The sequence below is a fragment of the Enterobacter sp. A8 genome (genome assembly GCF_004296595.1).
Classification (GTDB): Bacteria; Pseudomonadota; Gammaproteobacteria; order Enterobacterales; family Enterobacteriaceae; genus Enterobacter; species Enterobacter cloacae.
Genome location: NZ_SCMF01000001.1, coordinates 356,590 through 380,091, shown reverse-complemented (window position 1 = coordinate 380,091; position 23,502 = coordinate 356,590). Strand labels below are relative to the sequence as shown.

The 23,502-nt window shown below is 54.5% G+C and carries 22 protein-coding genes; 11 read left to right on the top strand and 11 right to left on the bottom strand.

The annotated features are described in order from the left end of the window. Positions 1 to 43: 43 nt before the first annotated feature. From EQV24_RS01855 to EQV24_RS01840, 4 genes are all read left to right on the top strand, one after another. Positions 44 to 1,150 carry an efflux RND transporter periplasmic adaptor subunit gene (locus tag EQV24_RS01855; protein WP_045901116.1) on the top strand — a complete coding sequence of 369 codons (1,107 nt, stop codon included), beginning with the start codon at positions 44 to 46 and terminating at the stop codon, positions 1,148 to 1,150. Further along, a complete protein-coding gene (locus EQV24_RS01850; protein ID WP_130626081.1) occupies positions 1,147 to 4,218 on the top strand; it encodes an efflux RND transporter permease subunit in 3,072 nt (1,023 codons plus the stop codon). The genes EQV24_RS01855 and EQV24_RS01850 overlap by 4 nt, the downstream gene beginning before the upstream one ends. 242 nt (positions 4,219 to 4,460) lie before the next feature. Beyond that, positions 4,461 to 5,399: an omptin family outer membrane protease gene (locus tag EQV24_RS01845; RefSeq protein WP_045295231.1), complete on the top strand. Its 939-nt coding sequence runs from the start codon at positions 4,461 to 4,463 to the stop codon at positions 5,397 to 5,399. 151 nt (positions 5,400 to 5,550) lie between these two features. Beyond that, positions 5,551 to 6,021, top strand: coding sequence for a hypothetical protein (locus EQV24_RS01840; RefSeq protein WP_013096730.1), 471 nt, complete (start codon positions 5,551 to 5,553; stop codon positions 6,019 to 6,021). Between the two features lie 46 nt (positions 6,022 to 6,067). On the opposite strand, the gene EQV24_RS01835 is transcribed toward EQV24_RS01840, so the two are convergent. Together EQV24_RS01835 and EQV24_RS01830 are read right to left on the bottom strand one after the other, a co-directional pair. After that, entirely contained in the window at positions 6,068 to 6,991 is a 924-nt protein-coding gene (locus EQV24_RS01835; protein ID WP_045295233.1) for a LysR substrate-binding domain-containing protein, read from the bottom strand. Positions 6,992 to 7,028: 37 nt separating this feature from the next. After that, positions 7,029 to 7,931 carry a LysR substrate-binding domain-containing protein gene (locus EQV24_RS01830; RefSeq protein WP_102752563.1) on the bottom strand — a complete coding sequence of 301 codons (903 nt, stop codon included), beginning with the start codon at positions 7,929 to 7,931 and terminating at the stop codon, positions 7,029 to 7,031. Between the two features lie 134 nt (positions 7,932 to 8,065). Here EQV24_RS01830 and EQV24_RS01825 point away from each other — a divergent pair, with 134 nt between their 5' ends. Together EQV24_RS01825 and EQV24_RS01820 are read left to right on the top strand one after the other, a co-directional pair. Beyond that, a complete protein-coding gene (locus EQV24_RS01825) occupies positions 8,066 to 8,608 on the top strand; it encodes a sugar ABC transporter (RefSeq protein WP_097533524.1) in 543 nt (180 codons plus the stop codon). Continuing rightward, positions 8,605 to 9,444, top strand: a complete 840-nt coding sequence (locus tag EQV24_RS01820; protein ID WP_097533526.1) for an MBL fold metallo-hydrolase — start codon at positions 8,605 to 8,607, stop codon at positions 9,442 to 9,444. The genes EQV24_RS01825 and EQV24_RS01820 overlap by 4 nt, the downstream gene beginning before the upstream one ends. 24 nt (positions 9,445 to 9,468) lie before the next feature. On the opposite strand, the gene EQV24_RS01815 is transcribed toward EQV24_RS01820, so the two are convergent. The 4 genes from EQV24_RS01815 to EQV24_RS01800 form a co-directional block, all read right to left on the bottom strand. Next, entirely contained in the window at positions 9,469 to 9,972 is a 504-nt protein-coding gene (locus EQV24_RS01815) for a DUF523 domain-containing protein (protein ID WP_097533528.1), read from the bottom strand. A 123-nt stretch (positions 9,973 to 10,095) separates the two neighbouring features. Beyond that, on the bottom strand, positions 10,096 to 10,845 hold the full coding sequence (locus EQV24_RS01810; protein WP_176471360.1) for an SDR family oxidoreductase: 750 nt from the start codon (positions 10,843 to 10,845) through the stop codon (positions 10,096 to 10,098). A 149-nt stretch (positions 10,846 to 10,994) separates the two neighbouring features. Then, positions 10,995 to 11,783 (bottom strand): phosphotransferase, encoded by a 789-nt coding sequence (locus EQV24_RS01805; protein WP_165876001.1) that lies wholly within the window; start codon positions 11,781 to 11,783, stop codon positions 10,995 to 10,997. Between the two features lie 74 nt (positions 11,784 to 11,857). Continuing rightward, complete coding sequence (locus EQV24_RS01800; protein ID WP_048972421.1) at positions 11,858 to 12,535, bottom strand: DUF1963 domain-containing protein; 678 nt, start codon at positions 12,533 to 12,535, stop codon at positions 11,858 to 11,860. A 159-nt stretch (positions 12,536 to 12,694) separates the two neighbouring features. Here EQV24_RS01800 and EQV24_RS01795 point away from each other — a divergent pair, with 159 nt between their 5' ends. Next, positions 12,695 to 13,051 (top strand): ASCH domain-containing protein, encoded by a 357-nt coding sequence (locus tag EQV24_RS01795; protein WP_097533532.1) that lies wholly within the window; start codon positions 12,695 to 12,697, stop codon positions 13,049 to 13,051. 122 nt (positions 13,052 to 13,173) lie between these two features. On the opposite strand, the gene EQV24_RS01790 is transcribed toward EQV24_RS01795, so the two are convergent. After that, positions 13,174 to 13,485, bottom strand: coding sequence for a YebG family protein (locus EQV24_RS01790; protein WP_130626080.1), 312 nt, complete (start codon positions 13,483 to 13,485; stop codon positions 13,174 to 13,176). Positions 13,486 to 13,723: 238 nt separating this feature from the next. On the opposite strand from EQV24_RS01790, the gene EQV24_RS01785 reads away from it, so the two are divergent. Beyond that, complete coding sequence (locus EQV24_RS01785) at positions 13,724 to 14,554, top strand: alpha/beta hydrolase (RefSeq protein ID WP_020688164.1); 831 nt, start codon at positions 13,724 to 13,726, stop codon at positions 14,552 to 14,554. Positions 14,555 to 14,602: 48 nt separating this feature from the next. On the opposite strand, the gene EQV24_RS01780 is transcribed toward EQV24_RS01785, so the two are convergent. Further along, positions 14,603 to 14,965 (bottom strand): helix-turn-helix domain-containing protein, encoded by a 363-nt coding sequence (locus EQV24_RS01780; RefSeq protein WP_013096738.1) that lies wholly within the window; start codon positions 14,963 to 14,965, stop codon positions 14,603 to 14,605. 334 nt (positions 14,966 to 15,299) lie between these two features. Between EQV24_RS01780 and EQV24_RS01775 the strand changes: the two genes are divergently transcribed. After that, a complete protein-coding gene (locus tag EQV24_RS01775; protein ID WP_130626079.1) occupies positions 15,300 to 16,475 on the top strand; it encodes an efflux RND transporter periplasmic adaptor subunit in 1,176 nt (391 codons plus the stop codon). 23 nt (positions 16,476 to 16,498) lie between these two features. Beyond that, entirely contained in the window at positions 16,499 to 19,651 is a 3,153-nt protein-coding gene (oqxB, locus tag EQV24_RS01770) for a multidrug efflux RND transporter permease subunit OqxB (RefSeq protein ID WP_020688167.1), read from the top strand. Between the two features lie 58 nt (positions 19,652 to 19,709). Here the strand turns inward: oqxB and EQV24_RS01765 are convergent, their stop codons facing one another. The 3 genes from EQV24_RS01765 to EQV24_RS01755 form a co-directional block, all read right to left on the bottom strand. Continuing rightward, positions 19,710 to 20,189 (bottom strand): Rrf2 family transcriptional regulator, encoded by a 480-nt coding sequence (locus tag EQV24_RS01765; protein ID WP_013096741.1) that lies wholly within the window; start codon positions 20,187 to 20,189, stop codon positions 19,710 to 19,712. 171 nt (positions 20,190 to 20,360) lie between these two features. Beyond that, complete coding sequence (locus EQV24_RS01760) at positions 20,361 to 21,749, bottom strand: ATP-binding protein (protein ID WP_045901100.1); 1,389 nt, start codon at positions 21,747 to 21,749, stop codon at positions 20,361 to 20,363. After that, complete coding sequence (locus EQV24_RS01755; protein ID WP_020688169.1) at positions 21,749 to 22,426, bottom strand: response regulator; 678 nt, start codon at positions 22,424 to 22,426, stop codon at positions 21,749 to 21,751. Before EQV24_RS01755 ends, EQV24_RS01760 begins: the two co-directional genes overlap by 1 nt. 205 nt (positions 22,427 to 22,631) lie before the next feature. Between EQV24_RS01755 and EQV24_RS01750 the strand changes: the two genes are divergently transcribed. Continuing rightward, complete coding sequence (locus EQV24_RS01750) at positions 22,632 to 23,465, top strand: MipA/OmpV family protein (RefSeq protein WP_045901097.1); 834 nt, start codon at positions 22,632 to 22,634, stop codon at positions 23,463 to 23,465. The last annotated feature ends 37 nt before the right edge of the window (positions 23,466 to 23,502 follow it).

Here is a 23,502-nt window from a genome sequence, read left to right as displayed (position 1 = left end):
CTGAGAATGCGGAAACCGTCCTTTGATACGATAAGGTTTCCCCATGCTCAGGCTTCATTCCGCCCGTTTTGCCGTTTGTCTCCTCCCTTTCGCCCTGGTGGCATGCGGTGATAACCCCGCCACCGACGATCCGCGCACCCAGCCACCGCTTGTCAGATCCGCCTCCGTTGAACCGGCGAACGATGCGTCCCGCGCGTTTACGGGTGTGGTCGTTGCCAGAACGCAAAGCGATCTCGGTTTCCGGGTTCAGGGCAAAATCCTTGAACGCCTTGTTGATACGGGGCAGACCGTTAAGCAGGGCCAGCCGTTAATGCGTCTGGATCCGGTTGACCTGAAGTTACAGGCACAAGCACATCAGCAGGCGGTGGATGCCGCACAGGCCAGGGCGAGAAAAGCCACCAGCGATGAGGCGCGCTATCGCGGCCTGGTGGCAACAGGTGCTGTCTCTGCCTCGGAGTACGACCAGATAAAAGCGGCGGCGGATGCCGCCAGAGCTGAACTCAGTGCCGCACGCGCTCAGGCCACCGTCGCGCAAAATGCGACCGGCTATGCCGTGCTGCTGGCCGATTCCGACGGCGTGGTCATGGAAACGCTTGCAGAACCCGGCCAGGTGGTCAGTGCGGGTCAGGCGGTGATCAGACTGGCCCGCTCAGGGCAACGCGAGGCGCTCGTCCAGTTGCCAGAGACATTGCGCCCTGCCGTCGGTAGTAAAGCGCTGGCAACGCGCTATGGCAGCGAGGCACAGCCTGTTACCGCGACACTGCGCCTGCTCTCTGATGCAGCCGATACCACCACCCGCACTTATGAAGCACGCTATGTGCTGGAAGGCTCGCTGGCTAACGCGCCGCTGGGTGCGACCGTCACCCTGCATATCGAACAAAATGCTGAACGTCAGGTAATGCAGGTTCCGCTGGCGTCTCTGTACGATGCAGGCAAAGGGCCCGGCGTGTGGCGGATCTCCGCGCAGCCCGCAAAAGTGATGTGGCAGCCCGTCAACGTGCTGAGTGTGAGCGATGATGCCGCGCAGGTGACGGGCGGCGTCAAGCCGGGCGAGAAAATTGTGGCGTTGGGCGCGCATCTTCTGCATGACGGTGAAGCTGTCCGTCTGGCTGAACAACGCGGTACGGCTCAGGCGGGGAGTCAGCCATGAGCGACGGACGCTTCAACCTCTCAGCGCTTGCCGTGCGCGAGCGTGCCATCACGCTGTTTCTGATTATTCTGGTGACGCTTGCCGGTATTTACGCCTTCTTTGGACTGGGACGGGCTGAAGATCCGCCCTTCACGGTAAAGCAAATGACGGTGATTACCGTCTGGCCCGGCGCAACCGCGCAGGAAATGCAGGATCAGGTTGCTGAACCGCTGGAAAAACGGCTGCAGGAACTCAAGTGGTATGACCGTACCGAAACCTATACCCGCCCGGGCATGGCCTTTATCACCCTCTCCTTACAGGACATGACGCCCCCCTCCGAGGTGCAGGAAGAGTTCTATCAGGCGCGCAAAAAGCTTGGCGATGAGAGTAAAAATCTCCCGGCGGGTGTGATGGGCCCGATGATCAATGACGAGTTTGCGGATGTCACCTTTGCCCTCTTTGCGCTAAAGGCAAAGGGTGAACCGCAGCGTCTGCTGGTGCGTGATGCTGAAAGCCTGCGCCAGCAACTCCTGCATGTGCCTGGCGTCAAAAAAGTGAACATCATCGGCGAACAGGCCGAGCGGATTTATATCGCCCTCTCTCATGACCGTCTGGCGACGATGGGGCTGGCACCGCAGGATATTTTCAACGCGCTGAACAATCAGAACGTTCTCACGCCAGCAGGCTCCATAGAAACACAGGGTGCGCAGATCTTTATTCGCCTTGATGGTGCTTTTGATACGTTGCAGAAGATCCGCGATACGCCGCTGGTCGCTCAGGGTAAAACGCTCAGGCTGTCTGATGTGGCAACGGTTGAACGCGGTTATGAAGATCCTCCCACGCTGCAGATCCGTAACCAGCGTGAACCGGCGCTGCTGTTAGGTATTGTGATGCGGGAGGGCTGGAACGGTCTGGCGCTGGGGAAAGCGCTGGATGCCGAAACGGCTAAGATCAACGAGAACCTGCCGCTGGGAATGACCCTGACCAAAGTCACCGATCAGTCCGTGAATATCCGCTCGTCGGTGGATGAATTTATGATCAAATTCTTCGTCGCCCTGCTTGTGGTGATGGTGGTGTGCTTTGTCAGCATGGGCTGGCGCGTGGGCGTGGTAGTCGCGGCGGCGGTTCCCCTGACGCTGGCAGTCGTCTTCGTGGTGATGGAGGCGGCGGGGATAAACTTTGACCGCGTAACGCTGGGCTCGCTGATCCTTGCTCTGGGTTTACTGGTTGATGATGCCATTATCGCCATTGAAATGATGGTGGTGAAAATGGAGGAAGGCTACGACCGAATCAAAGCCTCCGCTTACGCCTGGAGCCATACCGCCGCCCCCATGCTGGCCGGTACCCTCGTGACGGCGATTGGCTTTATGCCAAACGGGTTCGCCCAGTCGACCGCCGGGGAATACACCAGCAATATGTTCTGGATTGTCGGCATCGCCCTGATTGCCTCCTGGCTGGTTGCGGTGGTGTTCACGCCTTATCTTGGCGTTAAGATCCTGCCAGATATCGCCAAAGTCGAAGGGGGCCATGCCGCCATCTATAACACCCCGCGCTATAACCGCTTTCGCCAACTGCTGACCCGGGTAATTGCCAGAAAGTGGATCGTGGCCGGTTCCGTGGTCTTCATTTTTACCCTGGCCGTAGTGGGTATGGGACTGGTAAAAAAACAGTTTTTCCCAACGTCCGACCGCCCTGAAGTGCTGGTGGAAGTGCAGATGCCTTATGGCACCTCAATTGAGCAGACCAGCGCCGCAACGGCGAAAATCGAAGCGTGGTTAAAACTGCAGCCGGAAGCCAGCATCGTGACCGCCTACGTCGGGCAGGGTTCACCACGTTTTTACCTGGCCATGGCACCTGAATTACCCGATCCCTCTTTTGCGAAAATCGTGGTGATGACGGACAGCCAGACGTCACGCGAGGCGCTCAAGTTCCGGCTCCGGGAAGCGGTCGCCGGTGGACTTGCGCCGGAAGCGCGCGTGCGTGTCACACAACTGGTGTTTGGCCCCTACTCCCCCTTCCCGGTTGCCTGGCGTGTGATGGGGCCCGATGTCGATACGCTTCGCGACATCGCCGATAAGGTTAAAGGCGTTCTGCAGGCCAGCCCGATGATGAGAACCGTCAACACCGACTGGGGTTCACGTGTTCCCACACTCCATTTCACCCTCGATCAGAACCGTCTGCAGGCCACCGGCTTAACCTCAAATAGCGTGGCTCAGCAGCTCCAGTTCCTGTTATCGGGTGTACCAATTACTGCCGTGCGTGAAGATATTCGCGCTGTACAAGTTACAGGACGCGCTGCGGGCGATATTCGTCTTGATCCGGCGAAGATCGACGGGTTTACCCTGGTTGGCAGTGCGGGACAGCGGGTGCCGCTGTCGCAAATCGGTCAGATTGAGGTCAAAATGGAAGATCCGCTCCTGCGTCGTCGCGACCGCACGCCCACCATTACCGTGCGCGGAGATATCGCCGACAATCTTCAGCCACCGGATGTGTCGGTGGCGATCATGAAACAGCTAAAACCGATCATTGATACGCTCCCGCCCGGATACCGCATTGAGATGGCAGGCTCAATTGAGGAATCAGGTAAAGCCACACAGGCCATGGTGCCGTTGTTCCCGATAATGATAGCCCTGACGTTACTGATCATTATTGTGCAGGTGCGATCTCTCTCGGCGATGGTGATGGTTTTTCTGACTGCCCCGCTGGGCCTTGTCGGCGTGGTTCCCACGCTGCTGCTGTTCAATCAACCTTTTGGGATCAATGCGCTTGTCGGGTTGATTGCGCTTTCGGGCATTCTTATGCGAAATACATTGATCCTTATCGGGCAGATTACGCATAACCAGAAGGAAGGTCTCGCCCCGTTCGATGCGGTGGTCGAAGCAACCGTCCAGCGGGCACGACCAGTGTTACTGACAGCCCTGGCCGCCGTGCTGGCATTCATACCGCTGACCCATTCCGTATTCTGGGGGACGCTGGCCTATACACTGATTGGCGGGACGCTGGGCGGAACGATCATCACCCTTGTCTTCCTGCCGGCGATGTATGCGATCTGGTTCAGGATCCGTCCTGCGAGTAGCGTTTCAAATTAACGGGGAGAATGCGTTAAGTTTATTACATCCGGGAGTGCATTTTTAATTACCGACAGCTATTTTGCACCGACTCAATGTTTATTCATCCCACCTTTCGCCGCCTCACTGAGGCGGCCCAAAGTTAAATATCGCTCCCTAGGTCAAATAATAAAAAATACCAAAACTGGCAGTTGATTCTTATTTGTATGACTTTTAAGATTTGTCTGCAAGGCATTGATTAAATTTGATTTAGGGAAATTAAAATGACAAAAAATATTGTTGCGGGAATGATGATGGCCGCGTTTTCAGGGGCAGTATATGCAGGAACCGCACAAGCCATACCGGATTTTTCACCGGAAAGTTTATCGGTTTCAGCCTCTGCCGGGATGCTGAGCGGAAAATCCCATGAAATGGTGTACGACGAAGTCACAGGAAGAAAAATCAGCCAGCTCGACTGGAAAATCAAAAATGTCGCCATTCTGAAAGGCGATATTTCCTGGGATGCTTATTCATTTTTAACACTGAACGCCCGCGGCTGGACGTCTCTGGCATCAGGCTCGGGCCATATGGATGACTACGACTGGATGAATGCAAAACAATCCTCCTGGACAGACCATTCATCCCATCCTGCGACCAACGTCAATTACGCCAATGAATACGATCTCAACGTTAAAGGCTGGATCTTCCAGGGCGATAACTATAAAGCTGGCGTAACCGCAGGTTATCAGGAAACGCGCTTCAGCTGGACGGCGACCGGTGGCTCTTATAATTATGATAACGGCACCAATACGGGCAACTTCCCGGCAGGTGAACGCGGTATTGGCTATAGCCAGCGCTTCTCCATGCCGTATATTGGTCTGGCGGGTCAGTACCGTTTCAATGATTTTGAATTCAATGCCCTGTTTAAATTCAGTGACTGGGTACGCGCGCATGACAACGACGAGCACTATATGCGCGATCTGACCTTCCGTGAGAAGACCTCTGATTCCCGCTATTACGGTGCGTCGGTTGACGCAGGTTATTACGTCACGCCGAACGCCAAAGTGTTCGCAGAATTTACCTATAGCAGTTACGAAGAAGGTAAAGGCGGTACGCAGATTATTGATACCAATACTGGCGAATCGGGCTCTATTGGCGGAGATGCTGCCGGTATTTCAAACCGCAACTATACCATTACCGCGGGTCTGCAATACCGCTTCTGATCCCGTTGTGGTTAATCAAGATCGGGCCCCTGACGGGGCCTTTTTGTGATGTTGAGTTAAACTCACATTGATTCTCACTATTTGTCGTTTTTCAAACGCGACGTCCCTGAAATATCATCCTTCAAAATTGATAAATGTTCAGGGAGCAAACATGACGCTTGACGTTATATTTCATTTAATGAAGCTGGTCTCACTAGATGAATATTCATCCGGCGCCAATTTATCGGCACTGCTGGAATCGCTGTCAGCAGAAAAAGAGAACGATGTCACCCTTGCGGCCTTTGTGCATCGCCTTCACATTCTGTGTGCCGCTCACAACGACCCCATGCAAGCTGAAGCGTTGCTCGCCGCTAATCTGCCAAAAGAAGGTGAGCCCCTTCCCGTACTGGATTTTTCAGGATGGCCGCTGGTGCGTTACGCCCTTTCAGGTGAATTACAAACGCCCGAGTCCGAGGCATACTTTCAGAACGTCACGTCGGCTGCCACTATATTGCGTGCAGCGATAGTAGATTCAGAGCGCGCAAACAATACGCCTGCGATCGCTATTCTCGATAAACTTCTCAACCTGAACGGTGCATTGCCGGAAAGGTATAAAAAAATGGCAAATATTCCTTACGCCTGAAGTTTATAGAGCAGGATACGCCCGCGGCATATCCTGCTTTTGATAACTACAGCCGATGCTCGTCGTATTCCAGACAGATGATATCAAGAGAAGGAATGACCGGGGCATGCAGGTTAAGCCAGTCCAGCAGACATTCAATACTCTTTTTCCTGAGTGAATTTTTCGGCCAGACAATGTAATAACCGTCTCCGGTGGCGATGGCTTCTTTGAAAGGCAGCGCAAGCAGGCCGCTATTCAGCGCGTCAAGCGAAAGCAGCAGGTCGGCAATCGCGACGCCATGGCCGTTCATGGCGGCACTACTCCCCTGTTCAAGGGTGTCGAAAACCGCTCCGCGACTCATATCAAGCCCGGGGAATAACCCCGTCCTTCTCAGCCACCGCCGCCAGTCGCGTCTGTCCGGGGAAGGATGGATCAGATCGCACTGCGAAAGTTGCTCTCGGGCAGATTCCAGTAAAGCGGGGTTACAGACCGGAATAAGCCATTCACTGAAAAGCAATCGGCTCTCCGTTGACTCGCCAAAATGCCCGTTGCCCAGCAGGATCGCGCAATCATAGGGCTCTCGCGTGAAATCAACGGTATCGATGTCCATCCAGACGCTGGCTATTTCAACGTTGGGTTTTTCATGATGTTCACGAAACGATCGCAGGACGTTAAGCAACCATCTCATGGTGAGCGTACTCGGTGCCTTCAGCCGCAACAGGTGGTTTTCACTTCTGAAAGCCCGACAGGCCCACTCGATGCTCCTGAACCCTTCGTGAAGCTGCCCGGCCAGAACACGCCCCGCCTCACTGATCTCCACTCTCGGCCCCTGCCGTTTGAACAGCTCACAGTCGAACCACATTTCCAGGGTGCGGACATGTCTGCTGACCGCGCCCGGCGTAATATTGAGCACTTCAGCGGCTTTACTGAAGGAGTTTACTCGCGCAGCGACTTCAAAGGCGCGCAGGGCATAGAGTGGTGGTAAGGACATAATTCCCCTTTACAGGATGGCGGCCGAAACCAGAGCTTCATCTTGAGTGACTGGCAGGCGTAGTGATTTCAGCCAGCAGCCAGCGTTCAAACGTCACTAACGCCGCGTCATTGATTCCCGTTTCCGCCGGTTTAATGAAACAGAATGTCTTAATTAACCTTTCTGAGGCAGGCCATGGCGAAACCAGCATGCCGCTGCGTAGTTCGTTTTCGATATACATGCGTGGTATCAATGCGACGCCGTGACCTGCCAGCACAGCAGCGATCGCCATTTCATGAAGATCGTAGCGTACGCCCTGAGACGGGTTATCAAGACTGATCCCGCTTTCCAGCGCATAGCGATGCCACGCATCCGGATTCTGCCGGCGATGGATCCGCGCAAGTGCATTGAGTTGCTCACCGTGTTCCTTATCCATTAACAGTGCAGGATGACACACCGGCACCAGTTTTTCCTCAAACAACGGCTGCAGTCGCATCCCGGCCCATGCGGGATGTTGAAAATGCACGACGGCATCAAAGCCGCTCCCGGGCAAAATAAACGGATCCGTTCTGGCCGCAAGATTGACTGAGATCTCAGGGAACTGCGAGGTAAAGCGGCTCAGGCGGGGAATGAGCCAGCGGCTGCAAAATGTCGGTAGCACGGCAATATCCAGACTCTGAGTCCCCTCCTGTATGCCCATGATGTCCTGAGTCTCCCTTTCGAGCCGCTCAAGGGTTTCACGTACATGATGAGCATAGCGCGCGCCAGCAGGATTTAGCTTTACGCGGCTCCCGGTACGGTCAAACAGTTTGCAGTTTAACAGCGATTCCAGACGTGCAATCTGGCGGCTAATCGCCCCTTCCGTCAGAAAGAGCTCCTCTGCAGCCCGGGCAAAATTACCGTGCCTGGCAGCGGCATCAAAAGCCTGCAGAGAGGCGCTACTGGGTATCTTTTTGCGCATTAAGCCTGGTCCTGATGCCACGCACATTCTGCGCAGTCGATGAGTTAATGTCACTGAACCATGACATAGTATCGATTTAACGCACGAAAAACAGCTTGTAGCATGATGAAAAGTCATTAAGCGAAGAGGTTGTGATGTTCTATATCGTGGAATGCTCGTATAACGATCCGCCAAGCGAAGCTGAGTGGAACGCGTTTTATAGTCAGGAGAAATTGCCCGCCCTTCTCTCCGTGACCGGATTTATGACGTCTCAGCGTTTTCGGGCCATCACGCCTGGCTGCCCGGTTTATCTTGCCCTGCATACCGTTACCAACGCGGATGTTTTGCACAGCGAAGAGTACCGTCTGAAAGGCGGCGGTAATTTTTCTCGCTGGCAGAGGTGCATAACTGACTGGCACCGTAATCTCTATGCCTGTGAAGATCCGGCGCCCGCTCTCTCCTGCGATCACATTTTGCTGTTAAGCACTCATCTCGTTAGTCCTGCCGGACACAGGGCCATCGACATGCAGGCCGTGGGGCTGGATTGTTCCCCGGAACGTCGCGTTGCGTGGGTGTTGCCTCGTGAAACTGCCATCCAGGCTTCGCCTCTTCCTGAGGTCTATCTCTACGAACCACTGACGCCGCAGTTGCAGCGTTCAGGCAACAATACGCAACCAGAACAGCGGAGTACGCGATGATTCAGTCCACCTTCCCGGTGCGCCAGATTGGCGATTTTGAGATTACCGCGCTCAGTGACGGCGTTCTGTCAGCTCGTCTCGATTTGCTCTCAGGAATAGAAAACGCAGCGGCAAACGAAATCCAGGAGCATGCAGGCGTCGCGGAACCCGGCGATATTCACATCAATGGCTACCTCATCCGGGGCCGGGGGAGAATTATTCTGGTTGACGCTGGCGCAGGTGGGGTGAACAACGTGGGGGGTGACCTTATCACCCATCTCGCCGCGGTTGGCGTGGTTCCTGACGAGGTGGATACCGTTTTATTAACGCACTGTCATCCGGACCATATTGGTGGTCTGCTGGATGCTGAACAGCGTCCTGTCTATCAACATGCAGATATTTTTCTTCACCCTCTGGAAGCGGAACACTGGTGGGACGATAACACGCTAAACAGTGCCGATGCGCGTACAGCGCGTAATTTCAGGCTCGTGCGCCAGACGTTACAGGCGTGTGGTCAACAGGTGCGTTTTTTCGATGAGAACAGTGGTGCCGAAGGGATCCTGCCGGTCTGGTTACCCGGCCACACGCCCGGACATACCGGGTTTCGCATTCACTCGCATGACAAGGACTTACTCATATGGGGAGATATTGTCCACTACCCGCATATACAGTCTGCCCTGCCGGAGGTTTGCATCGCCTTTGACGCGGATCCTGCACAGGCCGAAGCAACGCGTAAAGAGGTGCTGGAACGCGCGGTCAGGGAGAATCTGCTCGTTGCGGGAATGCATATCGGGCCGCAAGGTTTTGCGCGCGTTCTCCGTATGGGAAGTGGATATCGACTCTCTTACTCTGGTTAAGACGTCAGGCTTGTTCATTCGCGTTCAGCATACGGGCTTTTCTCTTTCGTCAATCCAGCGCATCAATTCCGGAAGCTGCGTTTCTGAGAATACCGCGATCCCATGTTCAGCGAGTAATGCTGCCGCGACACCCATCCCCGTGTTGCGCACGCCGCTAAAAGAACCATCATAGATATGCTGGCTCCCGCAGGTTGGGCTGCCATCCGTGAGCAGCGCCGCGCGACAGCCATGCTCCTGTGCGGTACGTAGCGCCAGCCAGGCGGCAAGCTGATAGTGCTCGGTGACATCCTGGCCCGTATTCTCAATGATTCTGGCCTGCCCGCGCATGACATCCCGACCGTCGGCCGACAAAATCTCTGCTGGTGGTCGGGGCACCGGCAACCCGGCAGCCAGTTCAGGACAGTGGATCACTAACCGCTGCTCCGCTTGCCAGCGGGAGAGTTGCGCCATCGCCTTCGCTTTTTCGCTGCCGTTATAACGCACCCTGAACCCCATCAGGCACGCACTGACCAGAATTTTATTTATCATCGCTTCCCTGTCGTGTAGATGATGAAAGTGAGGAAGTGTAACACGCTGCGGGTACTGGCGTGGATGGTGAGGGTTGGCTGTGTGCGCGACGTGCACGTACTTATCACATCAACGTCAATCAATTCAGCCCCTGCTAACCAGATCTTCGCGCGTTGGGCCTTGAAAATAGATGTGGCTGATATGGCAACTGCGAGGTTGCATCAGTACAAAACGAATGGTTTCCCAGACCGAGCGCCCGTTCAGCAGACCGTCCCCCATTCTGGATTGATCATCAAAAGCTGGCTCTAATCCGGTATTTTCGAAATCGGGTGGATACAGACCAGTAACACGTATGTTTTCTTCAGACATTTGCCGCGACAGTTTCGTTATAAACCCGCTCAGCCCATGTTTACTGGCGAAAAAAGCGGGATGCGCAATTGAATCGGTGAAATTCGGGATCCCACAGGTAGAGATAATCGAGATGATATCAGCGCTGGCTGAACGTCTTAATCCGGGCAGTAATGCCTGAGTCAAGAGAATCGAACCAGTCAGACCTGAACTGATGGTATTGATAATTTCTGTGTCTGGCTGATCGTCAAACCTTCCTGACAACCACTGAGCAGCATTGAGGATTAAAATGTCTACAGGCTTGTCTGACGTTAACAGCTGTGAAGAAAACTGAGAAATGGAATCAGGTTGGGTTAAATCACAGAGATACCCTTTTGCCATGCCGCCTTCAGCAGTGATGATGCTGCAGGTGTTTTGAATATCATCAGCGCGCCGCGCGCAAAAATCCACCTCGACGCCTTCTCGTGCCAACCACACGCACAACGCCTGTCCAAATCCCCCGCCGCCGCCAGTAATGACGGCTCTTTTACCTCTCAGCATCTTCATGTCTCCGTTTGTAGTGATTATGTGTTGGTGGAGATATAGCATGGGGAGGCGGAGCGACATCTTTCCGTTAGTGCCATTTACATGTAAGAAAGACAGGCAACATCGAATATTGTCTACTCAATATGTCGATGAAGCCTGAAGATGATCATTCATAGCATCGTGATGACATCATCTAACCAGCCAGGAAGATGTTCCCTGTACCAGTCGAGATATAAAGGAAAGTCTGCGTTTTGCCGCTCATTAAGTAGCACAATGACTTCGGTGACAATCCATGCTTTGGCAATGGCAATTTCTCTCGCTAACGCATTACGGTCATGATGGAAAGAGAACTGGCAATAGCGTTCAGCAATATCAGTAAACATTAGCTTCGAACCCATCCCTTTTATCAGAGGGGCAAGATCGATCGCAGGACTCCCTTTTCCAAATCGTTCCCAGTCGAAAAGAACCAAATCACCGTTTTCTCTTCTTCCCCAATTGCCAGCATTGCTATCGCCAGAGATTAGGCTTGGGCAAGCGAACAAAACATCACTACATTCCTGAAATAGCCGAAATTGCTGCGTACTTTTATCTGGTAACGCTAAAAGCATGAGGGACTTTTCGAGCGCCAGTTCTGACCACGAGTGGCTGTGGTAAATCCATTCAGAATTTGCGGGGAAACTATGCAAGCGTGCCAACATAGCGATGGCGTCGTCACCTGCGGCATCGTTCTGTTCAACTTTTTCAGGAATATATTCCAGTATTAACTTGCGTAAAGGGGCATCAGCGGAAAAGAGCATTGGGGTAACAATGCCAGCCTGATTAAGCTCCGTTGCAGCGTACTGATAAAAGCTGTACTCCACCTCTCCGACAGGACATTTTTCAATCACGTTATGCCCGCAGTCACTTACACTCAGCATCACTTTCGCGGTGCCCATTTTGGATAAATCCGTAGCAGACATGCACTGTCTCTTATGAATGAGTTGGGACGGTGGCACGGAGAATCCACCTGAAGCGAGACGCTAACGTTGTATGCTCAGTAAAACTGGCACGAAAACGTCCAGAGTCCCTCCGGTGATTTGTGAAAATAGCCGATACCATTATCCGCCCACATCCAGTTGACCTTTTCCTCTGATCCCACCTGAAAGACAAAGTCTTCTATCCCCACGCCATGTTGTATCTCCAGCGGGTATCCTCCGACCTTGGTTCCCCTGTAGCGTTTAAAATCATCATGGAAGCGGTCACTTGCCTCCTGATCATCGTTTACGTCAGAAAGGTCAATAATATCCCAGGCATCTTCCCATCCCGGCGCATCATCATTAACGCCTATCCATCGAACCGGAAATGCGCGATAAGGCGTGTCTGTCGCAGGCAATAACTCAAGCCCTTCAAGGGTGGCATATTCTCGTATGAGCCAACCTTCACCATGAGGTTTATCAAATGGATGGCTTTCAATATTGTGAAAGAGCACCAGGAGTGCCACGTCCTTCAGTTGCTCAGGGATAACGGGAAGCTCATCTATACGAATCTGAAGAAGCGGAAACATCGGCTGCCCCTTCCAGAGTGGTAATCCTTCACCGGGAAGAGCGACACCGTTTAAAAACCAGGATGTAAGGGGGTCTGCCGGGGGACGAAAACCGCCCACTTGTGCCACCGATGCAGGACGTAATTTGGATCTGAGCTCGTCTAAAACTAACGCACTCCTGGATTTCATATTTGTCGCCTTACGTATGGAGAGACTCTATACAGTCTGAAATAAAGACGTTTTTATTATATCGTAATCATTATTCATCAGACCTGCATATAAAAAGGGCTTATCATGTTTGCGGTTGAGAAATTAAAAGTGAAGTACCCAGGCGCCGGTGCCTGACAAATGGGCGACAGCCCGGAACTGGCCAGCGAGCTTGCAGACCTGATTAAAAAAGGGATCAAAACCGCTTCCTGCGGATCTTTTGCCTCTTATCAGCAGGAGGTGTCTGCCCCGCGGATCGGGAGTTATAACATTATTCTTGATGGCCAGAATGTTCCGGTCTGTGTAACCCGGCTGGTTTCAATGCGACTGGTGCGTTTTTGTGATGTGACCGAGGCGTTTGCCCGTAAAGAAGGTGAAGGCGATTTAAGCCTTGAATACTGGCAGAAAGAGCATCAGCGATTTTTCACCCGAGAAGGTCATTTTTCTGAAGATATGGAGTTGATCGCAGAAGAATTTGAAGTGGTTGAGGTGCTGTGAAAGGAGAGAAAATTAATCGCCCGGGCCAGGACGTAGCAGTGAAGGTGTGAAAGGCGCCACCGGCGCCCTGGTGTAAGACGTATTCCAGTATCTCGACTGTTTTTCCACCGTTAATGTCCCTGTCAGGCAGCTTTCACGGCTCGGATTTTTTTATTGCCAGCCTCATCAGAGGCTGTTTTATCGGTTACAGCGTTGAGATCGGGCAGTTTACTGGTACGCAGAATATGCTGCACGGCCTCTTTCTGCTCGGCGAGATACAACCCCAGATCTTCAGCCTGCGTTTCGTCCATCTGCAGTCCGCTTTGTAGCAGCCAGTCGGTGAACGCGTCTGCCATGTCGAGCAGTTTGTCGTGCGCGTCAGCCTCTTTCTTACTGGCAAATGTCATTTTCTCTTCACCTTTTCTTACAACAACATATTTTGTTTCAACCGCCATGATGCGCCCCTTTCACTGTGTTTATATACAGTATAACCCTTCACGGTGTAGGTTGCAGCTAAAATTTATTTTCTGCACGTCCTCCTTACCGCTGCCCCATTCTGCCCGCCTGTGGGTGAGCCTTAACCCAGACGGCCAGCGTATGAACTACACTTCTTAATTCGCGGCGAAGTCGGGCCGTATACCGCATTTCATTTCTGCCTTTCATGCAATCTGTCTATCTGAGTGGAGAATAATCATGGGTTATGTAACAACTCGCGATGGCGTCAATATCTACTACAAGGACTGGGGTCCAAAAGACGGGAAAGTGATCTTTTTCCATCACGGCTGGCCGCTAAGCAGTGATGACTGGGACGCCCAGATGCTGTTCTTCGTCAATAAAGGATTCCGCGTTGTGGCCCATGACCGTCGCGGTCATGGTCGTTCAGATCAGGTGTGGGACGGCCATGATATGGATCACTACGCTGACGATGTGGCCGCCGTTGTAGAACATCTTGGCGTACAGGGTGCGATGCATGTCGGGCATTCAACCGGCGGTGGTGAGGTGGTGCGTTATATCGCCCGGCACGGTGAAGACAAAGTTTCCAAAGCCGTATTGATCAGTGCTGTACCGCCCCTGATGGTGAAGACGGAGAGTAATCCTCAGGGTACGCCAAAGTCAGTGTTTGATGATTTTCAGGCCCAGCTGGCGGCGAATCGCCCTCAGTTTTATTATGACGTGCCCGCGGGACCGTTCTATGGATTTAATCGCCCGGGGGCGAAGCCTTCCGAAGCGGTCATCTATAACTGGTACCGTCAGGGAATGATGGGAAGCGCCAAGGCGCATTACGATGGGATTGTGGCCTTCTCACAGACTGACTTCACGGAAGACCTTAAAGGGATATCCATCCCTGTTCTGGTCATCCATGGGGATGACGATCAGGTGGTGCCGTATGCAGATTCCGGCGCGATGTCAGTCAAGCTGGTCCAAAACGGAACCCTGCATACCTATAAAGGCGCGCCTCACGGTATCCCAACGACACATGCCGATCAGGTCAATGCCGATCTTCTCGCCTTTATAAACAGTTAACCCCGCACATTACCCCCTCAGGCGGGAGCAAAACGGTTCCCGCCCAGGCTAGGGGGATGTCTGGCATAAATGCCGCGTTTTCGGGCTGACAATGCTGCGACGCCATGCCCCCGGTGCCTGACCATACTGACGCTTAAAGCTGCGGTTGAAAGACTGCTGGGAGTCAAAGCCCAACGCAATCGCCACGTTCAGGATCGGCTCATCGCTATGGGTTAACCGCTCCATCGATTTTTGAAGTTTCTGCGCACGGATATACTCGGCAATAGGGTAACCCGTGTGTTCTTTGAAGATCCGCTGAAGATGCCATTTTGAATAGCCTGCACGCTTTGATACGGTCTCAATGTCCAGACGACTATCCAGGTTGTTATCGATCCAGTCGAGCAGATCGTGAATAAATGCGCCAGTGTCCATCTTCTCCCCCACACGCCACGTAGTAAAAAGCACCTTTGTTTGTTGCATTTAAAGATGGCCCGATTTGATGTTAAATGCAAGTTTTATTGTTGCATTTAATTCCCTGCCGAAAACGCGCCTTTTTCCCCGGCCTCAAATAGCACATAAAGTGCAACAATTATTCTTGCACTAAATTTAGCGCCTACCTACAATCGCCGCGATAGTGTATTCACAATTGTTACAGTTTTGTGGCGATGAACGACACAAATGGCCTTAAGCCAGCCCGGACAAAGGAAGTGGCGCGGCGTCCCCCGTTGCGTCTTGCCCGGCGGCTACAACTACCGGAATAAAAATAATGAGCCTGCAAAAAACCTGGGGTAATTTTCATCTGAACGCGTTGGGCGCGGTGTTACTCTCCGCCCTGCTCGTCGGGTGTGACGAGGGTGTCGCGCAAAATGCCGCGCCACAAGCGCCCACCGTCAGCGCCGCTGACGTGGTCGTCAAATCCATTAGCCAGTGGGATAGCTTTAATGGCCGGATCGAGGCGGTGGAAAGCGTACAGCTCCGCCCTCGCGTCTCCGGCTACATTGATAAAGTGAATTACACCGACGGTCAGGAGGTCAAAAAAGGCCAGGTATTGTTCACGATCGATGACAGAACCTATCGCGCCACGCTGGAACAGGCGCAGGCAGCGCTGGCAAGAGCCAAAACGCAGGCCAGCCTGGCGCAAAGCGAGGCAAACCGTACCGATAAACTGGTCAATACCAATCTGGTATCCCGTGAAGAGTGGGAGCAGCGCCGTGCTGCTGCCGTCCAGGCCCAGGCCGACATTCGCGCCGCACAGGCGGCGGTGGATGCAGCGCAGCTGAACCTGGATTTCACTAAAGTGACCGCCCCTATCGACGGGCGCGCCAGCCGCGCGTTGATCACCAGCGGGAACCTCGTTACCGCCGGTGACAGCGCCAGCGTGCTCACCACGCTGGTCTCGCAGAAGACGGTTTACGTCTACTTTGACGTGGATGAGTCAACCTACCTTCACTATCAAAAACTCGCCCTCAGCGGGCAAGGTGCCACCAGCACTCACCAGGCGCTACCGGTTGAGATTGGTCTAGTGGGCGAAGACGGCTATCCCCATCAGGGCAAAGTCGATTTTCTTGATAATCAGTTAACACCCAGTACCGGCACCATCCGCATGCGCGCGCTGCTGGATAACACTCAGTGTCAGTTCACGCCGGGACTGTTTGCCCGCGTCCGCCTGCCGGGCAGCGCGGAGTTCCAGGCCACGCTTATCGACGACAAGGCGGTGCTGACCGATCAGGATCGTAAGTATGTCTATGTCGTTGATAAAGAGAGTAAAGCGCAGCGACGTGATATTACGCCAGGGCGTCTGGCCGACGGTTTACGTATCGTCCAGCAGGGGCTGAAGCCTGGCGATAAAGTCATCGTCGACGGTTTACAAAAAGTGTTTATGCCGGGCATGCCGGTTAACGCGAAAACCGTTGCCATGACCACCCGCGCCGCCCTTAACTGATCCCTTATCTGAGAATCCGACCCATGGACTTTTCCCGCTTTTTTATCGACAGGCCAATCTTTGCCGCGGTGCTGTCGATACTGATTTTTATCACAGGCTTAATCGCCATCCCGCTGTTGCCGGTGAGCGAATACCCTGACGTTGTGCCGCCAAGCGTGCAGGTGCGCGCGGAGTATCCCGGCGCCAACCCGAAGGTGATTGCAGAGACCGTGGCGACGCCGCTGGAAGAAGCGATCAACGGCGTTGAAAACATGATGTACATGAAGTCCGTCGCCGGCTCCGACGGCGTACTGGTGACCACCGTCACGTTCCGCCCAGGAACCGACCCGGATCAGGCCCAGGTTCAGGTACAAAACCGCGTGTCACAGGCCGAAGCGCGCCTGCCGGAAGACGTTCGCCGTCTGGGTATCACCACCCAGAAGCAGTCGCCGACGCTGACGCTGGTGGTGCATCTGTTTTCGCCCGGCGGTAAGTACGATTCACTCTATATGCGTAACTACGCCACGCTGAAAGTGAAGGATGAACTGGCGCGTCTGCCCGGCGTCGGCCAAATCCAGATTTTTGGCTCGGGCGAATACGCGATGCGCGTCTGGCTGGATCCAAATAAGGTGGCGGCACGCGGCCTGACCGCCTCGGACGTGGTGACGGCGATGCAGGAGCAAAACGTGCAGGTGTCCGCCGGACAGCTGGGCGCCGAGCCGCTGCCGAAAGAGAGCGATTTCCTGATCTCCATTAACGCGCAGGGTCGTCTGCATACTGAAGAAGAGTTTGGCAATATTATCCTGAAAACCGCGCAGGATGGCTCGCTGGTGCGCCTGCGCGATGTGGCGCGCATTGAAATGGGCTCCGGTAGCTATGCGCTGCGCTCCCAGCTCAACAATAAAGACGCGGTCGGGATTGGTATCTTCCAGTCGCCGGGAGCGAACGCCATCGATCTGTCTAACGCGGTGCGCGCTAAAATGGCAGAACTGTCTACCCGTTTCCCGGAAGACATGAAATGGGCGGCACCGTACGATCCGACGGTATTCGTGCGTGACTCCATTCGCGCGGTCGTGCAGACGCTGCTGGAAGCGGTGGTGCTGGTTGTACTGGTGGTCATTCTGTTCCTGCAAACCTGGCGTGCGTCGATCATTCCGCTGATCGCGGTGCCGGTCTCGGTGGTGGGCACGTTCAGCGTTCTCTACCTGCTGGGCTTTTCGCTTAACACCCTGAGTTTGTTCGGGCTGGTGCTGGCGATCGGTATCGTCGTGGACGACGCCATTGTGGTGGTGGAAAACGTCGAGCGAAATATCGAAGAGGGTCTTGCGCCGCTGGCGGCAGCGCATCAGGCGATGCGTGAAGTCTCCGGGCCCATTATCGCGATTGCGCTGGTGCTGTGCGCGGTGTTCGTGCCGATGGCGTTTCTTTCGGGGGTTACGGGTCAGTTCTACAAGCAGTTTGCGGTGACGATTGCGATATCAACGGTGATCTCCGCCATTAACTCGCTGACGCTTTCGCCTGCGCTGGCCGCCCTGCTCCTGAAGCCGCACGGCGCGCCGAAGGACCTCCCTACCCGGCTTATCGATCGCCTGTTCGGCTGGATTTTCCGTCCGTTCAACCGCTTCTTCCACCGTAGCTCGAACGGTTATCAGGGGCTGGTGGGCAAAACGCTCGGACGACGCGGTGCGGTGTTTGTGGTCTATGTGCTGCTGCTCTGTGCCGCAGGCGTGATGTTTAAAGCCGTACCCGGCGGGTTTATTCCCACTCAGGATAAGCTGTACCTGATTGGCGGCGTGAAAATGCCGGAAGGCTCATCGCTGGCACGTACCGATGCGGTGATCCGCAAAATGAGCGAAATCGGTATGAACACCGAGGGCGTGGATTATGCGGTCGCCTTCCCGGGGCTGAATGCGCTGCAGTTCACCAATACGCCGAATACCGGGACGGTCTTCTTTGGCCTGAAACCGTTTGACCAGCGTAAACACACGGCGGCGGAAATTAACGCCGAGATCAACGCCAAAATCGCGCAAATCCAGCAGGGCTTTGGCTTCTCCATTCTGCCGCCGCCTATTCTGGGGCTGGGTCAGGGGTCGGGTTACTCGCTGTACATTCAGGATCGGGCCGGTCTGGGCTACGGTGCGTTGCAAAATGCGGTGAACACCATGTCGGGCGCAATTATGCAGACGCCGGGAATGCACTTCCCTATCTCCACCTACCAGGCGAACGTTCCGCAGCTGGATGTGCAGGTCGACAGGGATAAGGCCAAAGCCCAGGGCGTGTCGCTGACCGATCTGTTCGGGACGCTGCAAACCTATCTGGGATCGTCTTATGTGAATGACTTTAACCAGTTCGGCCGCACCTGGCGTGTGATGGCGCAGGCCGACGGGCCGTACCGCGACAGCGTGGAAGATATTGCGAATCTGCGCACCCGTAATAACCAGGGTGAGATGGTGCCAATTGGCAGTATGGTGAACATTAGTACCACTTACGGGCCCGATCCGGTGATCCGCTACAACGGCTATCCGGCGGCGGACCTGATTGGCGATGCCGATCCGCGCGTCCTCTCCTCTACCCAGGCGATGACGCAACTGGAGGGGATGTCTAAGCAGATTCTGCCGAACGGGATGAATATCGAGTGGACGGATCTGAGCTTCCAGCAGGCCACTCAGGGGAACACGGCGTTAATCGTCTTCCCGGTCGCGGTTCTGCTGGCGTTCCTGGTCCTGGCGGCACTGTACGAAAGCTGGACGCTGCCGCTGGCGGTGATCCTTATCGTGCCGATGACGATGCTCTCTGCCCTGTTTGGCGTCTGGCTGACCGGCGGCGATAACAACGTGTTCGTGCAGGTGGGTCTGGTGGTATTGATGGGGCTGGCGTGTAAAAACGCGATTCTTATCGTGGAGTTTGCCCGCGAGCTGGAAATCCAGGGCAAAGGTATTATGGAAGCGGCGCTTGAAGCGTGCCGCCTGCGTTTACGCCCGATTGTGATGACCTCCATCGCCTTTATCGCCGGGACCATCCCGCTCATCCTCGGCCACGGTGCGGGTGCAGAAGTGCGCGGCGTCACCGGGATCACGGTATTCTCCGGTATGCTGGGCGTAACGCTGTTTGGTCTGTTCCTGACGCCGGTGTTTTACGTGACGCTGCGTAAATTTGTCACGCGCGGCAAAGTGGAAAGAGAGGTCTTGCCCGCGTAATACGCTGCAGATAACAAAAAACCGCCTTCACGATGAAGGCGGTTTTTTTATGCAGCCATTAATGCGCTTTCTTGTACTGGGCAATCAGTTCGGGCACCGGATCGCACCCGCTGGTATCCGCTTTCTTGAGCTCTTCCAGCGCGCTTGCCACGGTATGACCGGCTAAGACCGCGAGTGACGCCTGCTCGGCCTCTTCAGCGATGGATTTAAAGTACCAGCATGTATTCGCGCTCACCACGCAGCGCGCCGGTACGTCGGGGCGCGACGCCCACAGCTTTTTATCTTCTATAACAGAAAGGTAGATATCACGCAGGGTGATCTGTTCCGGCGGGCGGCCAAGATGAATTGAGCCGTTGCGACCAAGCGTTGAGACGATAATACCGTCACGCGTGAGGGGAACCATCAGTTTGCGGATGAAGCTCGGATTCGCTTCCAGGCCGTAGGCCAGAATCGCACTCGTCGAACGTTCACCCAATTGCTCCGCCATCGCTACGCTGAGAACCATCTGCAAAGCTGTCGGGAAGCGGTAATCTAACATTTACGTATCCTGGGTTGCGGTGAATCTTATTCTTTTTGGCACCGCAGAGGTGAATAATCAATAAGCAACAATATAACAAATACCGTAATTATTTTGAAGCTATCTACTTTGACCCGCCCCGTAAAAAAGAGTTTCCATCGCGCACGAAATGGGATCACCCTCCCGTTTTCTTCAGGCAAACGCCGGGTTGGGGAAATCAACCGTCACCCTGAGCCCACCGTCAGCAGAGGTACTCAGGCTCACACTGCTGTTGTGCTGCTGCGCCACCGCTTTAACGATGGCCAGACCCAGCCCGCTCCCGTTCTGCACCTGATTCGGATCGCGGAAAAACCGGTCAAACACCCGTTCCCTCAACGCAACCGGAATACCCGGCCCGGCATCGGAGACGCTGAATTGAGTGGACGTCTCCGCCGAAAAGAGATCGACCTCCACCCGCCCGCCTTGCGGGCTGTATTTAATGGCATTTTCAATCACGTTATCGATAAGCGACATCAGACGTTCTCTGACACCGCTCACCCAGCTTTCTTCCAGAGCGTAGAATTCAAGCTCAATATTGCGTTCCGCGGCGAGCGGTGCCAGCACCGCCATGCGCTCCTGGATGAGCGTCGTAAGCGGCACCGGCTCCATCGCCGTATCCACGCTTGCTTCGCTGTGCATCATCAGCAAAAGTTGATTAACCAGACGCGCTGCCCGGCTATTGCTGCGAATAATCCCTGCAAGTAGCGCCTGTTGATTATCACTGCTGACGTAGGCCTGCAACGCCTCCACATTGATTCGCATCGCAGCCAGCGGCGTGCGCAGTTCGTGAGCGGCATCGGCAATAAATACCCGCTCCCTTTCCGTGCTTTCTCGCACCCTGGCAAGGAACTGATTAATCGCATTCACCATCTGGCTAAGCTCCCGGTGCGTTGGAACCGCCTTTAACGGAGAGAGATCTTCTGGCGCGCGTGAGGCAATTTCATTCACGACGTTGTTCCACGGGCGCATAGCGATGCGGATGGACAGCCATGCGGGAAACAGCAGAAAAGGAATACACACCAGCAGCGGCATGATGTAGTAGCCACGCGAGTTGAGGTAGATAAAGAAGTTCCACCCCGCAGCAGGCGTCACCAGCGTCACCTCCACGTCGGAATTCGCGGATTTTAGCGTGCGGCTGGTCCAGCTACGCCCGTCGCTGTGAATTCGCTCAATCTTCCCCAACCGGGTATTTTTCACGCCTATCGGTGCGCCAGCAGAGGCATACAGTATTGCGTTATGCTTGCGAATAATCATGGTGATGGAGAGTCCCGCATCGTCTCCTCCGCCGTAATCCTCCCGCAACGCCTGGCTGAACTGCTCCAGCACCTCGCTTCGTTCCTGCGTACGCCCTTCCATGTGTTCAACAAGAGTAAATATGGTTTTATATGTCTTATCGCCGGTCAGGATCGGGGGGCTACGCAAGTCATCCCACAGCATCCAGGTTAAAAAAAGACACCACAGCAGTGTCAGCAGAAGCATCTGAGCGACCATGATTCGCCGCACCAGCGTGGGCACCCGCAGGAAACGCCACAGGTTTCGCATCAATTTGCTTCCTTCTGAATCGCAACGGTGTCAATGACATAGCCGACGCCCCGTACCGTTCGTACATAGCCGTCGCCAATTTTTCGACGCAAGTTCCCCATATGCACATCAAGCGCATTACTCATGTTTTCTTTCGCACCAAAGATCCTTTCTTCCAGAAAACGGCGCGTAAGCACGCGGTCAGCACGCAACATCAGGGTTTCAAGCAGCGCGTATTCGCTGGCCGTCAGCTCAATATGGCGGGAACTCACCGCGACGCGACGCGTCGGCACATGCAGGGATAATCCTCTGATTTCTACCGCCTCGTTTTGATAGCCATAACTGCGTCGCGCAAGCGCCCTCACCCGGGCCAGCAGCTCGGCGAGCACAAACGGTTTAACCAGATAGTCATCGGCACCGGCATCCAGCCCGCTCAGGCGATCCTGCAGCGTTCCTCGCGCCGTCAGGATAATAACGGGGATGCCTTTTAGCTGCTGACGTACGTACGCCATCAGACTCATGCCATCGCCATCCGGCAGCCCCAGGTCGAGCAGAATAAGTTCAGGTGCGCAGACAGCAAGTTGATGCAGCGCATCCTCTTTGCGGCGGACCCATATGACATCTAATCCTTGATCTGCAAGGGCAATACGCACGCCATTGCCGAGATCAAGGTCGTCTTCAATAAGTAATATTTTCACGAGGGCAACTTTATCAACCGTGAATGAAGAACGTCTTAAGAAAGAGACGGTAACAGGTAATTTAACAGTTTTGCATCATCGGCATCTGCTTCAGTCTTTCTTCATTTTGAGCTCATAAGAACCTTAGGGTGGACATTCAAACTGGGCGCTCTGGCGATTAACACCGCTTGTAACGTAATCATTTGAATCCAAAAGGACTTCTTTAATGAGACATATCGAACTGCGTCACTCGTTCCCCCTTTCGCTCCCGGGGCTCAGTCTGAAGAGCATCGTGCCAGGCGCGCTGCTGGCATTACTGGCCACCCCGGTACTGGCCTCAGAACAACTGGGCAACGTGCTGACCTTAGGCGGAGGCGTGGATGTTGCGCCCCACTATTCGGGTTCGGATAAAAACCGCGCCACCACGGCGGTGGTGGTGGATTACGCGATGTATAACGGATTCTTCGTCAGCACCACGCGAGGGATCGGTTACGGCAACAACATCGGCAACCTGGATTACAGCGCGGCGCTGAGCTATCGCGCGGGCCGTAAGGATCGGGACGTGGACAGCGATTCGATCAGCGGCGGCAGCGATTATTTGCGCGGTATGGGCGACATCAAAGGTTCGGCTCTGGTGGTGCCAGGGCTGGGGTACAAAGTGACCGACTGGCTGAATCTGCAATTACAGGCAGAGGTGCCGGTTTCGGAGCGAGACAACGGCGAAGCGCTGCATTTCGGCATTTCCAGCCCGCTCTTTACCTCACCGAACAACGCGGTGACGCTGTCGCTGACCGGTAGCTGGGGCAGCAGCAAGTATATGCAGACTTACTATGGGGTGAATGCATCCCAGTCCGCCGCATCCGGATTTGCCCGATATGACGCTGGAGCCGGAATTTATGCCTGGTCAACGAATCTCGACTGGACGCACAAGCTCACCCAACGCTGGAGCGTGGTTGCTGGCGCAGGCGTTACGCAGCTGATGGGGGATGCAGCCGACAGCCCGATTGTTCAGCGAAAAACCTCGCCGACGGGAAGTTTGAAGGTTACGTACAGTTTCTGATTTATTTGGATGGAACGCCAATTCCCGCCCCGTGTTA